This window comes from Rhizorhabdus sp. (assembly GCF_018006725.1).
GTDB lineage: Bacteria > Pseudomonadota > Alphaproteobacteria > Sphingomonadales > Sphingomonadaceae > Rhizorhabdus.
Genome location: NZ_JAGMXV010000120.1, coordinates 1 through 14,388, shown reverse-complemented (window position 1 = coordinate 14,388; position 14,388 = coordinate 1). Strand labels below are relative to the sequence as shown.

Here is a 14,388-nt window from a genome sequence, read left to right as displayed (position 1 = left end):
CAACAGGGCCTCGCCGGGCCGATCCGGGCAATTGCCGTTTGGCGATGCCATTGATCGGGCTTTGATATTCGACGCTATGGAGGCACAGACCTATTCGCAACTGCAAAAGAATCCTGAGTGATTCCGTGGGAGGGTGATGAGCGACCTATTGATCCAGCGCGAGGAAATGGACTTTCTTCTGTGGGAATGGCTCGGCCTCGACGCCGTGCTGGCCCGCAGCGGCGCGGATGCGCTCGACCGGGAGTCGGCCGATGCCATATTGGACCTGTCGGCCAGGCTCGCCGAGGATGCCTTCCTGAGCCATTACAAGCGGATCGACAGTGAGGAGCCCAGCCTGGGGCCGGACGGCGTCGCCGCGCATCCGGCGATCCGCGACGCGCTGCGCCAATATGCCGAACTCGGCCTCTTTTCCTCGAGCTTTCCCTCCGATCTGGGCGGGATGGCGCTGCCGAGCCTGCTCGCCAACGCCTCCTTCGCGCAGTTTCTCGCAGCGAGCGTGTCGACGGCGGCTTATCCGATGCTGACCACGGCCAATGCCCGCCTTATCGCGGCCTTCGGCTCGACGGCGCAGATCGAGCAGTTCGCCCTGCCGCAGATCGCCGGGCGTTGGTTCGGCACGATGTGCCTGTCCGAGCCGCAGGCCGGGTCCAACCTGGCAGACGTCACCACCCGCGCCGTGGCCGATGGCGAGGACGGCTTCGGCCACCGCTTCCGCCTGTCGGGGCGGAAGATGTGGATCTCGGGCGGGGACCATGACCTGGCCGAGAACATCGTCCATCTGGTCCTGGCGAAGGTGCCCGACGAGGAAGGCCGGCTGATCCCCGGCACCCGCGGCATCTCGCTGTTCATCGTCCCCAAGATCCTGCCCTCGGGCGCGCGCAACGACATCGCGGTGGCCGGCCTCAATCACAAGATGGGCTATCGCGGCACGACCAACTGCCTGCTCAACTTCGGCGAGAATGACGGGGCGATCGGCTGGATGGTCGGCGAGCCCGGCCAGGGCCTGCCGCAGATGTTCAAGATGATGAACGAGGCACGCATCGGCGTCGGACTTGGCGCGGCCGCGCTCGGCTATCGCGGTTATCGCCATGCGCTGCGCTATGCGCAGGAGCGGTTGCAGGGACGCGCTCCCTCGGCCGGCAAAGGGCATGACTCGCGCCCGATCGTCGAGCATCCCGACGTCCGCGACATGCTGCTCGCAGCCAAATGCTTCGGCGAGGGCGCGGTCGCGCTCACCCTCTATTGCTCGCGGCTCGTCGACGATGCGGAGCATGATCCGGCCGCCGATGCGCTGCTCGGCCTGCTCACCCCGATCGCCAAGACCTGGTCCTCCGAATATGGGCTGGTCGCCGACGACATCGCGATCCAGGTCCATGGCGGCTATGGCTATACGCGCGACTTCGACGTCGAGCAGCTGTGGCGCGACAACCGCCTGAACCCGATCCATGAGGGGACGACGGGCATCCAGGGGCTCGACTTGGTCAATCGCAAGCTGCTGCGCGAACCGACCGCCTTCGGCCTGCTGCGCGAGCGGGTGGCCGACTGCTGCGCCCGCGCGGCCTCGACCTCGCTGGCCGAGCAAGGCGAGACGCTGGCGGATGTCTTCGAGCGGCTGGCGGCCACGCTCGACCTGATCCGGGACTGGGACGCGACACGCATCGCCGCGCATGCCACCCCGCTGCTGCGCGCCTTCGGCCATGCGGTATCGGGCTGGCTGTGGCTCGACCGCGCGCTGCTGTGCGAGGGGGACGACGGCACGCCGTTCCGCGCCGGCAAGCTCTGGGCCTGCCGCTATTATTTCGAACGAGAGATTCCGCGCATCGACGCCTGGCTGCGGCCGATCGAGGCCGGCAGCGATCTGGTCGCCGCCGTGCCGGTCGAATGCCTTTGAAACGATAAGAAGAGGGGGAAGAGGATGAGCATCGATCTGAGCGGCCGCGTGGCGATCGTCACAGGCGCCGGCGGCGGGCTGGGCCGCGCCCATGCGCTGCTGCTGGCGAAGCGCGGCGCCCGCGTCGTCGTCAACGATCTCGGCGGTTCGCGCGATGGGTCGGGCGGCGGCAATGCAATGGCCGAGGCGGTCGTCGAGGAAATCCGCGCGGCCGGGGGCGAGGCTTTCGCCAATGGCGCGAGCGTGACCGATGTCGACCAGGTCGAGGCGATGGTTGCGGAAGCCGTCGAGCGCTGGGGCCGGGTCGACATCCTCGTCAACAATGCCGGCATCCTGCGCGACCGCACCTTCGCCAAGCTCGACCTCGCCGATTTCCGGGCGGTCGTCGAAGTCCATCTGATGGGCTCGATCAACTGCACCAAGGCGGTGTGGGAGCAGATGCGCAGCCAGGGCTATGGCCGGATCATGATGACGACCTCGTCGTCCGGACTGTGGGGCAATTTCGGCCAGTCGCATTATGGCGCGGCGAAGCTCGGCCTGGTCGGCGCGATGAAGACGCTGTCCGAGGAAGGCGCCAAATATGACATCCGGGTCAACTGCCTCGCGCCCTCCGCCGCGACGCGGATGACCGCCGATATCATGGACGAGGCGGAACTGGCCGCTCTCGCGCCCGAGGCCGTGTCGCCCGCGATGCTCGTGCTGGTGTCGGAGCAGGCGCCGAACGGCATGATCCTCTGCGCCGGCGCCGGCAGCTTCGAATGCGCGCACATCACGATGACGCAAGGCGCCTATATCGGGACCGGCGAGGACGCGGCGGAACGCCTGCTGGCGAGCCTCGACCGGATCGCCGACCGGACCGACGAGATGGTGCCGCACACCGGCCTCGAGCAACCCCGCTTCGAACTCGCCCGCGCCATGGCCCACACCGAAGCGGCGCCAGCCAATGGCTGATCGCGGACTGGAGGCGGTCCGCGCGGCCCATCGGTTCGACGAAGCCGCGCTGGCGGGCTGGCTGGAGGACAATGTCGCCGGCTATGCCGGGCCGCTGTCGGTCAGCCAGTTTTCCGGCGGCCAGTCCAACCCGACCTACAGGCTGCACACGCCGGGGCGCGACTATGTCCTGCGGCGCAAGCCCCCGGGTGTACTCCTCAAGGGCGCTCACGCGGTCGAGCGGGAATATCGCGTGATCAGCGCGCTGAACGCGGCAGGCTTTCCGACGCCCAGGACCTATGGCCTGTGCGAGGACGAGGCGGTGATCGGCACGCCCTTCTACGTCATGGACCTGGTGGTCGGTCGAAACTTCTGGAACACCGCCTTCCCGGACGTCTCGCGCGAGGAACGCGCCGCTCTGTTCGACGCGATGAACGCGACGATCGCCAGCCTGCACAGCATCGATCCCGCAGCGATCGGGCTGGGCGACTATGGCCGGCCCGGCAATTATTTCGAGCGGCAGATCGGCCGCTGGTCGAAGCAATATCTCGACGACGCCGATGCGGGCCGCGTGGCGGCGATGGACCGGCTGATCGAGTGGCTACCGGCGAACATCCCAGCGGGCGACGAAGCGAGCATCGTCCATGGCGACTTTCGCTGCGACAATATGCTGTTCCACCCTACCGAGCCGCGCGTCGTCGCGGTGCTCGACTGGGAATTGTCGACGCTCGGCCATCCGCTCGCCGACTTCGCCTATCATCTGATGGTGTACCGGATGCCGCCCGGCTATTCGACCGGCCTCGCCGGGCTCGACCTGCCTGCGCTGAACATTCCATCCGAGGCCGATTATGTCGCGGCCTATTGCCGCCGTACCGGGCGCGAGGGGATCGACCGGCTGGACTTCTACCTGGCGTTCAGCCTCTTCCGGCTCGCCGCCATCATCCACGGCATCAAGGGCCGGCTGATCCGGGGCACGGCCTCGTCGCCGCAGGCCGCCGAGGCCGCCGCGCAACTCGACGACATAGCGGCGCTCGCGCTCGCCCAGACAGGAGGCTGAGACATGGACTTCACTTATTCCGAACGGCAGGTCGAATGGCGCGACCGCGTCCGCGCGTTCATGAACGAGCATGTCCTGCCCGCCCAGCAACGCTACCATGCCGAGATCGCGGAAGGTCCCACGCGCTGGAAGCCCGTCCCGGTCATCGAGGAACTGAAGCAGAAGGCGCGCGCGGCGGGCTTGTGGAACCTGTTCCTGCCGCCGTCGGCCCATGACGAAGGCGACTATCGCGGCGCCGGGCTCAGCAATCTCGAATATGCGCCCTGCGCCGAAGAAATGGGCCGCGTCCCCTGGGCGTCCGAGGTTTTCAACTGCTCGGCGCCCGACACCGGCAACATGGAGGTGCTGCACCGCTATGGCACGGCGGAGCAGAAGCAGCGCTGGCTGAGGCCGCTGCTCGATGGCGAGATCCGCTCGGCCTTCGCGATGACCGAGCCTGCGGTCGCCAGCTCCGACGCGACCAACATCGCGACCCGGATCGAACGCGACGGCGACGATTATGTGATCAACGGCCGCAAATGGTGGATCTCGGGCGCGGGCGACCCGCGCTGCAAGCTGCTCATCGTGCTGGGCGTGAGCAACCCCGATGCGGAGCGCCATCAGCGGCACAGCCAGATCTTCGTGCCGGTCGACGCGCCCGGCGTAACGATCGGTCGGGCACTGCCCGTCTTCGGCTATGACGACGCGCCGCACGGCCATTGCGAAGTGACCTTCGACAATGTCCGCGTACCGGCGTCGAACATCGTCCTGGGCGAGGGGCGTGGCTTCGAGGCGGCGCAGGGTCGGCTCGGGCCGGGCCGCATCCACCACTGCATGCGGTCGATCGGCCTTGCGGAGATGGCGCTCGACGCGATGGTCGCGCGGCTGATGAGCCGCGAGGCGTTCGGCAAGCGCATCGCCGACCAGTCGATCTGGGAGCAGCGCGTCGCCGAGGCGCGCACCGCGATCGAGATGACGCGGCTGCTCTGCCTCAAGGCCGCCGACATGATGGACAAGGTCGGCAACAAGGTCGCCCAGCTCGAGATCGCAATGATCAAGGTCGCCGGGCCGCGCCTTGCGCTGCAGGTGATCGACGACGCGATCCAGGCCCATGGCGGCGCGGGCGTCTGCGACGATTTCCCGCTGGCGGCGGCCTATGCGCTGGCGCGGACGCTGCGTCTCGCCGATGGGCCGGACGAGGTCCACAACCGCGCGATCGCCCGCCTCGAATATCGGCGGGCCAGCAGACGCTGACCCGTCGCAGGGTCAGCCGGCGGCGTCCATCGTCACGACGACCTTGCCGAGGGCCTTGCGGTCCATCACCCAGCGGATCGCCGCCGCGCCTTCCTCGAACCCGAAGCGGCGGCTGATCTCGGGGCGGATCGCACCGGCACGATACCAGGCGAACAGCTGCTCCATGTTCGCGGCATGGGTTTCCGGATCGGCCTTCATGAAGGCGCCCCAGAAGACGCCGACGATCGCCGCCGACTTGACCAGCGGCAGGTTGAGCGGGATCGCCGGGATGGTGCCGGCCGCGAAACCGACGACCAGATAGCGGCCATTGGGCGCGATCGAGCGGAAGGCCTGCTCGGCCAGATCGCCGCCGACCGGATCATAGACAACGTCGGGTCCCTTGCCATCGGTGGCGGCACGCAGCTGCTCGCGAAAGTCGGGGCGGCTATAGTCGATCAGCGCATCGGCGCCGTGCGCGCGGGCCAGTTCGAGCTTTTCGGGCGTCGAAGCCGCAGCCACCACGCGCGCGCCCATCGCCTTGGCGATCTCGATCGCCGCGATGCCCACGCCACCGGCAGCACCCAGCACCAGCACCGTCTCACCCGGCTGCAAGGCCGCGCGCTGGACGAAAGCGTGGATGCCGGTCGCATAGACCATGGTGAAACCCGACGCCTCGTCGAACGGCATCTCGTCGGGAATGTGCACCGCCGCATCGGCATCGACAGCGACCTTTTCGGCGAAGGAACCCCACAAAGTCATCGCGCAGACGCGGTCGCCCGGCTTGAAGCCCGTCACGCCCTCGCCGACCGCCTCGACCACACCCGCCGCCTCACCGCCGGGCGCGAAGGGAAGATCGGGCTTGATCTGGTACATGTTGCGGATGATCAGGCCGTCTGGGAAATTGACCCCGGCCGCGCGCACCGCAATCACTATCTGTCCGGCGCCGGGCACGGGATCGGCGGCCTCGCGCAGCACGAGATCCTCGGGCGGGCCATGACGTTCGCAGAGAAGAGCGCGCAATTCCTGTCCTTTCGGCTGTTCGCACATCCCCTAGCGCCTCGCCCCCGGTGTGGGAACGCTCACGAGGAAGGGCGGTTTGATAATCGCCATCATGAACGCTCCGGGAAGGGACATGCGCGGGAAACGTAAGAAGCCTAGCGCCCAGGCCCGAAACGGAGGAAAGATGCCGACCGAAACGAACGTCCACAAGGAGACCAGCATCCTGATCGCCCCATCGTCCGAACGCCTGCTTGGCGGAGCCATGCTGCCTTACTGGTCGCTCGTCATCCCGATATTGGGCCTGCTCGCCATCGGTATGGGCCTGCCCGCGCTCGGCTGGGCCGGCACTGCCGTCGCAGCGACGATCATGATCGGCTGCGTCCTCGCCGCCGTCCACCATGCCGAGGTGGTGGCCCACCGCGTGGGCGAACCTTTCGGCACGCTCGTCCTGGCCGTCGCGGTCACGGTGATCGAGGTGTCGCTGATCGTCTCCCTGATGCTCTCGGGCGGCGGCGAAGCCGCCACGCTCGCGCGCGACACGGTCTTCGCTGCGATCATGATCATCCTCAACGGGATCGTCGGCGTGTGCCTGCTCAGCGGCGGCGTACGGCATCACGAACAGCAGTTCGTCCTCCAGGGCGTCAACGCAGCGCTCTGTGTCCTGTCGGCCATGGCCGTTCTCGTCCTCGTCCTGCCCAATTTCACGTCGAGCGTGCCCGGACCGGTCTATTCGCCATCGCAACTGGCGTTCACGGCGATCGTTTCGCTGATCCTCTATTGTACCTTCGTTCTGATCCAGACGGTTCGCCACCGCGACTATTTCCTGCCCGATGGCGCTGAGCACCTGCCCGAGGAGGTGCACGCCGCACCGCCCGGCAATGCCCAGGCCTGGCTCGCCTTCGCGCTGCTCGTCGTGGCGCTGGTCGGGGTCGTCCTGCTCGCCAAGCAGCTGTCGCCGACGCTGGAGGCGGCCGTTCTCGGCGCCGGCCTTCCTATCACGCTGGTCGGCATCATGATCGCCGCACTGGTGCTCGGTCCGGAAAGCCTTGCGGCGGTCAAGGCGGCGCGGCGCAATCGGCTGCAGACCAGCCTCAACCTCGCGCTAGGCTCCGCGCTTGCCACGATCGGGCTGACCATCCCGACAGTGGCGGTGCTGTCGATCGTGATGGACTGGAAATTGTCGCTCGGCATCGACGCCAAGGCGATGACGCTCCTCGCGCTGTCGCTGATCGTCTCGGCGCTGTCGCTCGGCACCGGCCGGACCACGATCCTGCCCGGCGTGGTCCACATCGTGATCTTCCTGGCCTATCTCTTCACGACGATCGTGCCTTGACCCCCGCCGCCCGGCTGATGTCGCGCAGCCGGGCGGTGTTCAGCGGCCGCATGACCGAGAGCGCCGTGAACCAGCGCTGGCCGAGCAGGGCCTGCTCGCGGTCCTCCTTCGCCAGTGCGAGAACCTCATGCCGGTGGCGCTCGATCATCTCGGCCAGCCGCGCCGCGCCCGCGCGGGAGAGCTTGACCAGCTCGGCTGAAAAGCTCGTGTCGGGATCGGCGAAGTCGAGCTCCATGAACTGCGGCTTCATATAGGTTTCGAACATGCCGCGCAGCGGCGTCTTCATGAAGCTGGCGGCCGGATCGACGCGCGACCGTACGCGCAGGCCGGGGCGCCGGTCGATCAGCGCCAGCCGCTCGAGCCGAACCAGCTTGGCTTCGACCAATGCCGGATCGATCTCGAAGTCCTCGGCAATCTCCTGCGGCGGAATATCGGCGAGGATCGCGGAAAAGAAGAAGGCGAGCAGCACGTCGGACGCGAGTTCGCGCTCCTGAGCCAGGGTCAGCTCCCGCGCCAGCTCGCTCTGGCCCTGTTCGGCCTCGCGCGCCAGTTCGGCGAACGTCACGTCGCACAGGCCGAGCAGCGCCTCCAGCCTCGGCAATGTCAGGCCCCGCCCGGCCTTCCATCGCTTGACCGTGGCTTCCCCGACGCCGAGTGCGGCCGCGATGCGGGGCGCGGTCCAGCCGCCGGCCCGCAGCCTTTTGCGCAGAGCCGCCAGAAGCGCATCGCTTGCATATCCGGATCGCATTTCGAGCCGATAGGTGTCGGATTTCGATCCTTTCTGCAAGGCTTGGCTTGCAACGACTCTCGATTGAAGGCTCCCTGCTGACATCGACGAGAGGCCGAAAGCGCCCCGTCCGGCACAAGCGAGGAGAGGCTTATGACCGACATGCTGATCAAGAACGGGACCGTGGTCGACGGGACCGGCGGCCTGTCCTATCCGGCCGACGTGCGCGTCCGGAACGGGCTGATCGCCGAGATCGGCGTCGATCTGCAACCTCAGGGCGAGCGGGTCTTCGATGCGACCGGGTGCAAGGTCACGCCGGGCTTCATCGAGGCGCACACCCATTATGACGGCAGCATGTGGTGGCAGCCCGATCTCGATCCGCTGCCCGGCTATGGCACCACGACGATGATCATGGGCAATTGCGGCTTCAGCGCCGCACCGCTGCATCCCGACAAGGCGATCCAGCGCGAGATGATCGGGATCTTCTCCTTCTTCGAAGACATTCCGGAGCAGCTGTTCCTCAAGCATATGCCGTGGGACTGGCTGAAATGGTCCGAATATAAGGCCGCGATGGAGCGGCAGGTGCGCGTCCCGATCAACTATGCCACCTATGTCGGCCACATCGCGCTGCGCCTCGCCGTGATGGGCATGGACGCCTGGAGCCGGAAAGCGACGCCGGACGAGATCGCCGCCATGGCCGACCTGCTCGACGATGCGCTGGCGGCCGGCGCTCTGGGGCTGTCGTGCAACCTGATGGACCATGACGGCTCCGACCGTCCGGTGCCGAGCCTCTCGGCCTGCGACGACGAGTTGGCCGCCCTGTTCGACGTGATCGAACGCTATCCGGCCGCGACCTATCAGGTGATCGTCGACGTCTTCATGCGGATGACCGGGCCGCAGAGCATGGACCGGCTCGAACGCCTGCTGAAAGGTCGGGCTATCCGGCTGCAGGTCGCAGGCGGGCTGCCTCTGCTCGAATTCCAGAAGAAGATCCGCGAGCCGATGGAAGCGCGGATGCTGGCCATGCAGGAGGCCGGCATCGATATCTGGCCGACCGCCGCGCACGTCCCCATCACCAGCGTCATCGGCCTGATCAAGTCGCTGCTGTTCGCCCAGTCCAACGACTATGTCTGGCACGAGGTCGTGCTTGCCGAGACCCATGCGGACAAGGCCCGCCTGCTCGCCGATCCGGACTGGCGCGCCCGCGCCCGCGACAGCTGGGACAACAAGATCTGGAAGCAGTCGGCGCTCGCCAATCCACAGAATCTGCTGCTGATCGACAGCGAGAACGGAACCGGCCCGATCAACATCAGCCTCCAGGCCTATGCCGACGAGCGTGGTCTCCATGCTTCCGACGCGCTGGCCGACTGGATGCTCGCCAACGGCACCCGCTCGACCATCCATATGGCGCCCTGGCCCAAGGATGAGGATCGCCTGATCGAACTGCTCAACGATCCGCGCTCGGTCGGCAATATCTCGGATGCCGGCGCGCATCTCCAGATGCTGTGCGGCGGGGGCGAGAATGCCCTGCTCCTCACCCATTATGCGCGCGATGCGAAGCTGATCTCGCTCGAGCAGGCGGTCCACGTCCTGACCGGCAAGCTGGCCGGCTATTTCAACCTGCACGACCGTGGAACAATCGAAGTGGGCAAGCGCGCCGATATCGTGGTGTTCGACCTCGACGAGATCCAGCGCCGGCAGATGGAGAAGGTCTACGACCTCGACGACGGCAAGGGCGGCCTCACCTGGCGCTTCAGCCGCAAGGCGATGCCCACCCGCCTGACGTTGGTCAATGGCGTGCCGACCTTCGAAGGCGGAGCCTATACCGGCGCGGTGCCGGGTGAGTTCGTGGCGCCGAAGGTCGAGACGCGCGAGTATGAGGCCGAACCGGCCGAATGACTTCAGATCGATTGGGGAGAGAGACCATGGAAGCCAAGATCAGTTCGGACGAGATCGCCTATTTCAACCAGGGCAACGTCAAACTGACCACCGTGAGTTCGGTGCTGATCAGTTCGTCGCCCTATCTCAATCATCCCACCCTGCCCCAGATGCTCGCGCAGGAGATGCTGCGCCGGAACGGACCCGACGTCTCGCCGACCGCCTATATCCCCGAGGTCGCGCAGATCTTCCACCAGCTCGAAAATGTCGGTCGGATCGTCGAGCTGTTCGAGATGGAGAAGGCCCGGCTGCCGAAGTTCCGCGAATGGTGCGAGAAGCGAAGCCTCGCCAATTTCCGCCTCGACGACGTCGCCCATTGCGCGCCCGGCACGCTGGGCGCGGCGATCCATCATTTCATGGCGACGAGCGGCTATGAGCTGGAGTTCATGTTCAAGGAGATACCGGTCGTCAACGACTTCACCTTCTATCTCCGCCAGACCGCCGTTACCCATGACATCGAGCATATCGTCACCGGCTTCGGCCCCAATCATGGCGGCGAGATCGCGCTGATCGAGGCCAATCTCCAGTCGAAGGCGCGCTATTTCTGCGCCGAGCTGGCCTCCTTCTTCAATCGCATCCCGACCTATCTCAAGGCCAAGACGATGCTGAAGGACGTGCTCTTCTACCCGGACGCCCATGTCCTGGTGCAGGAGGCGCAGGTGCAGGGCCAGCGTCAGGGGCTGAACTGGAAATATCCGCTGATGCTCGCCGACTGGCGCGCGATGATCGACATGCCGCTGACCGAGGTCCAGGCCGAACTGGGCATCACCCCCGTTCCGGAGCCGGGCCTCTGGCAGGACACGACCGATCTTGCGATCGACCCTCGTCAGGACTTGGCGCAAGCCGCCGAATAAGCCTCTCGCCGGGGAACGGAGCGGGACCCCGTTCCCCGGATTTTTTCAGAGTTGCTTCTCGCGCCGCTTGGTGCTGCCGCTGCTGCGCTGGAGGATCATGCTGAAACAGGCGCCGCCGCCCACCGTCGCATAGCTGGCCGTGCCGCCATGGACCTGCGCGATGGCCAGGACCACGGCGAGCCCCAGGCCGCTGCCCTTGGTCGGCCGGTCGACCTCCATATAGCGCCGGAACGGCTCGAACGCATAAGGGATGAAGTCGTCGGGCAGGCCCGGCCCGTCATCGATCACGTCGATCCGCGCGAGCATGCGGTCGAGCGTCAAGCGGACGCGCACGGTGCAGGGCCGCGCATGGCGCTGCGCATTTTCCATCAGCGCCATCAGCGCCTGCCGGACCCGCGCGGCATCGACGTCGCACTGCCCCTCGTCCAGTTGCGTCTCTATGCGAAAGCCGACCGCTTCCATGCCTGGCAGCATCAGCCGGACCACGCCGCGTATTTCCTCCGCCAGATCGGTCGGCTGCAGCCGGGCGTCGAGGCGGCCGCCATCGAACAGGCTGACGGTGCGCAAATCCTCGATCAAGCGGGTCAGCGCCTCGACCTGCGCGACCAGCGAGCGGAGCAGCGGCGGATTGGGATGGAAGACGCCGTCCGCAAGCCCCTGCAATCGCCCGCTCAATATCGTCACGGGCGTGCGCAGTTCGTGGGCGATCGCGGCGTTCCACCGCGTGACCGCCTGCGATGCGGCATCGAGGCGCTCGGCGAGCAGGTTGAAGTCGTCGACCAGCATCGCAGCCTCGAGCAGCGAGCGGTCGCCCGCTTCCGCCCGGGCGACGAGATCACCGTCGGCGATGCGCCGTGCAGCGCGCGCGACCGAAACGAGCGGGGCGACGATCCTGCGCGCCAGACGCCGCGCCACGATCACCGTGATCACGCCGGCCGCAATGCACAGGCCGACGATCACCGACCATTCGAGCCGCGTCGGCATCCATTGGGTGCTGGTGGACAGGAGTTCGGGCGCGGTGCGGACCACGATGCCGTAAAAGACGTAAAGGCCTACGATCGTGAGAACGACCGAGGCGATGGTCGCCACCACCATCGACAGGACGATCTGTCCGCCAAGGCCGGTGAAGCGCAGCTTCATGCCAGGTCCGCAAGGCGAAAGCCGACGCCCCGCACATTGTTGACGAAGCCGGGCGCGCCGGCCTCCTCCAGCTTGCGCCGGAGCTTGCTGAGGTGGGTGTCGACCGTCCGCTCCAGCGCCTCTCCACCCGGCAGGCAGGCATCGACCAGCTCGCTGCGTGAAAAGGCCCGCTTCGGTGCACGCGCCATGTGCGACAGGATGCGAAACTCGGTGAGTGTCAGGGGCAGGATCACGGGATCGTCACCGCCATCCGGGGCCACCGACGCGATGTGGCTTTCCAGGTCGACTTCGATCGCGCCGACACGCAGCAGCGCGCCCGCCGACCCCGCCGTTCGGCGCAGCACCGCGCGGGCGCGGGCCGCCACTTCGACCGCGTTGAACGGTTTGACGACATAATCGTCCGCACCGATTCGAAGCGCCTGCAGCTTGTCGATATCCTGATCGAGTGCAGTCAGCATGATCACCGGGGTGTTGCCGCGGCGGCGCAGTTCGGCAAGGACTTCCCAGCCATCCATGCGCGGCATCTGGACGTCGAGCATGACGAGGTCGGGCTTCAACGCGAGGTGGATGTCGAGCGCCGTTCGGCCATCGCCGGCGCGCACCGTCCGGAAGCCTTCGCGTTCGAGATAAGCCGAAATGACCTCGGCGATTTCCGGCTCGTCCTCGGCCACCAGGATCAGCGCATTGTCCACGATCGTACCGTCTCCCCTGGCGTCGTCCTACCCTAAAGGACAGGGAAACCGCCATGCCGCTCCACAGTTTCTCCACACTTCGCCCACACGGCATCGACGAAACCGATGCAATGGCCGCTGTCATATTCGGATTTCTGTGGATTTCTTTGATGCGCGATTCCTCCAGACGCTCTTCGTTCCTGCTGGCCTTTGCCGGCGCTTCCCTGCTCGTGCTCACTGCCTGCGGGGCCCAGAAGCCGCCCCCTCCGCCAACGCCGGAAGTCTCGGTCATCACGATCGCGCCCGCGTCGGTCGAGATCGCCGACGAACTGCCCGGCCGCGTCGTCGCCTATCGCGTCGCCGAAATCCGCCCGCAGGTCAGCGGCATCATCCAGCGCCGGCTGTTCGAACAGGGCAGCGAGGTCCGCGAGGGACAGCCGCTGTTCCAGATCAACCCGGCCCCCTTCCGCGCGGATGCCGGCAGCGCCGCCGCCGCCGTCAAGCGGGCGGAAGCGACTCTCACCCGCGCCCGGACGCAGGAGCAGCGCCTCGCCACACTCGCCCGCAGCGATGCGATCAGCGGTCAGGATTATGACGATGCGGTCGCCACCCGCGCGCAGGCCGCCGCCGATCTGGCGCAGGCCCGCGCCGAACTCGATCGAAAGCGCGTCGACCTCGGCTTCGCCACGATCCGCTCGCCGATAACGGGACGCATCGACCAGGCGGTGCTGACCGAGGGCGGCCTCGCGAGCACCACCGACACCAATCCGCTCGCCACCGTCCAGCAGATCGACCGCGTCTATGTCGACGTTCGCCAGCCGGCGGAACGGCTCGAAGCGCTGCGCGCTGCCGCCCGCAAGGGGGCCGCCAACAGCGGCGCGCCGGTCGACATCATCGTCGGCGAAGGCCGCGTACATGGCGTGAAGGGGCGGCTGCTCTTTTCGGGTATCAGCGTCGATCCCGGCACGGGCGAGGTAATCGCCCGCGTCGAGGTGCCCAATGCCGACCGCACGCTGCTGCCCGGCATGTTCGTCCGCGCGCGGCTGCCGCGCCTCGCCCAGCCCGACGCGATCATGGTCCCGCTCCAGGCGATCGCGCATATGGGCGACCAGACGTCGGTCAACATCGTCGAAGCGAGGGGCAAGGTCCAGGCGCGCAAGGTGGTGCTGGGCGACGAGAAGGACGGCAAGGTCATCGTCGAAAGCGGGCTGAAGCCCGGCGACGTCGTGATGGTCGAGGGGCAGGACCGCGTCCAGCCGGGCGCGACGGTGAAACCGATGCCGTGGCGCAACGCCGCTCCGGCCCGCTGAGGTAGAGCCCCATGTCCCGCTTCTTCATCGACCGCCCGGTCTTCGCCTGGGTGCTGGCGATCGGCATCATCCTGATGGGCCTGATCGCGGTCCCGAACCTGCCGATCGAGCGCTATCCGTCGATCGCGCCGCCCAGCATCAGCATCTATGCCTCCTATCCGGGTGCCACCCCGAAGACGATGAACGACAGCGTCGTCGGGCTGATCGAGCGCGAGCTTTCGAGCGTCAAGAACCTGCTCTATTTCGAGAGTTCGACCGACACCTCGGGCGCCGCGCAGATCACCGCCACCTTCCAGCCGGGGACCAATCCCGAACTGGCCCAGGTC

At 66.9% G+C, this 14,388-nt stretch carries 13 protein-coding genes; 9 read left to right on the top strand and 4 right to left on the bottom strand.

The window, feature by feature from the left end; translation table 11 throughout:
* The first annotated feature begins 136 nt into the window (after positions 1 to 136).
* From KAY22_RS16135 to KAY22_RS16120, 4 genes are read left to right on the top strand one after another with little or no spacing between them, the layout of a single operon-like run.
* Positions 137 to 1,891: an acyl-CoA dehydrogenase gene (locus KAY22_RS16135; protein ID WP_296624396.1), complete on the top strand. Its 1,755-nt coding sequence runs from the start codon at positions 137 to 139 to the stop codon at positions 1,889 to 1,891.
* Between the two features lie 24 nt (positions 1,892 to 1,915).
* Positions 1,916 to 2,842, top strand: coding sequence for an SDR family NAD(P)-dependent oxidoreductase (locus tag KAY22_RS16130; protein ID WP_296624395.1), 927 nt, complete (start codon positions 1,916 to 1,918; stop codon positions 2,840 to 2,842).
* Positions 2,835 to 3,878, top strand: a complete 1,044-nt coding sequence (locus KAY22_RS16125; protein WP_296624394.1) for a phosphotransferase — start codon at positions 2,835 to 2,837, stop codon at positions 3,876 to 3,878. The genes KAY22_RS16130 and KAY22_RS16125 overlap by 8 nt, the downstream gene beginning before the upstream one ends.
* A gap of 3 nt (positions 3,879 to 3,881) precedes the next feature.
* The gene (locus KAY22_RS16120) at positions 3,882 to 5,111 is read left to right on the top strand and encodes an acyl-CoA dehydrogenase family protein (RefSeq protein ID WP_296624393.1); all 1,230 of its coding nucleotides are present in this window, start codon (positions 3,882 to 3,884) and stop codon (positions 5,109 to 5,111) included.
* Positions 5,112 to 5,123: 12 nt separating this feature from the next.
* On the opposite strand, the gene KAY22_RS16115 is transcribed toward KAY22_RS16120, so the two are convergent.
* Positions 5,124 to 6,110 carry an NADPH:quinone oxidoreductase family protein gene (locus KAY22_RS16115; RefSeq protein ID WP_366514094.1) on the bottom strand — a complete coding sequence of 329 codons (987 nt, stop codon included), beginning with the start codon at positions 6,108 to 6,110 and terminating at the stop codon, positions 5,124 to 5,126.
* Between the two features lie 163 nt (positions 6,111 to 6,273).
* Between KAY22_RS16115 and KAY22_RS16110 the strand changes: the two genes are divergently transcribed.
* Positions 6,274 to 7,422, top strand: coding sequence for an ionic transporter y4hA (locus tag KAY22_RS16110; RefSeq protein ID WP_296624391.1), 1,149 nt, complete (start codon positions 6,274 to 6,276; stop codon positions 7,420 to 7,422).
* Here KAY22_RS16110 and KAY22_RS16105 read toward each other — a convergent pair.
* A complete protein-coding gene (locus KAY22_RS16105) occupies positions 7,403 to 8,170 on the bottom strand; it encodes a helix-turn-helix domain-containing protein (protein WP_296624390.1) in 768 nt (255 codons plus the stop codon). The genes KAY22_RS16110 and KAY22_RS16105 overlap by 20 nt on opposite strands.
* 132 nt (positions 8,171 to 8,302) lie before the next feature.
* Between KAY22_RS16105 and KAY22_RS16100 the strand changes: the two genes are divergently transcribed.
* Positions 8,303 to 10,048, top strand: coding sequence for an amidohydrolase family protein (locus KAY22_RS16100; RefSeq protein WP_296624389.1), 1,746 nt, complete (start codon positions 8,303 to 8,305; stop codon positions 10,046 to 10,048).
* A gap of 26 nt (positions 10,049 to 10,074) precedes the next feature.
* A complete protein-coding gene (locus tag KAY22_RS16095) occupies positions 10,075 to 10,941 on the top strand; it encodes a Coq4 family protein (RefSeq protein WP_296624388.1) in 867 nt (288 codons plus the stop codon).
* 45 nt (positions 10,942 to 10,986) lie between these two features.
* On the opposite strand, the gene KAY22_RS16090 is transcribed toward KAY22_RS16095, so the two are convergent.
* Both KAY22_RS16090 and KAY22_RS16085 read right to left on the bottom strand, forming a co-directional pair.
* Complete coding sequence (locus KAY22_RS16090; protein ID WP_296624387.1) at positions 10,987 to 12,081, bottom strand: ATP-binding protein; 1,095 nt, start codon at positions 12,079 to 12,081, stop codon at positions 10,987 to 10,989.
* Entirely contained in the window at positions 12,078 to 12,773 is a 696-nt protein-coding gene (locus tag KAY22_RS16085) for a response regulator transcription factor (protein WP_296624386.1), read from the bottom strand. Before KAY22_RS16085 ends, KAY22_RS16090 begins: the two co-directional genes overlap by 4 nt.
* Positions 12,774 to 12,922: 149 nt before the next feature.
* On the opposite strand from KAY22_RS16085, the gene KAY22_RS16080 reads away from it, so the two are divergent.
* Both KAY22_RS16080 and KAY22_RS16075 read left to right on the top strand, forming a co-directional pair.
* Complete coding sequence (locus KAY22_RS16080) at positions 12,923 to 14,062, top strand: efflux RND transporter periplasmic adaptor subunit (RefSeq protein WP_296624385.1); 1,140 nt, start codon at positions 12,923 to 12,925, stop codon at positions 14,060 to 14,062.
* Positions 14,063 to 14,073: 11 nt separating this feature from the next.
* Positions 14,074 to 14,388: efflux RND transporter permease subunit (locus KAY22_RS16075; RefSeq protein ID WP_296624384.1), on the top strand; the 315-nt coding region annotated here is incomplete at its 3' end.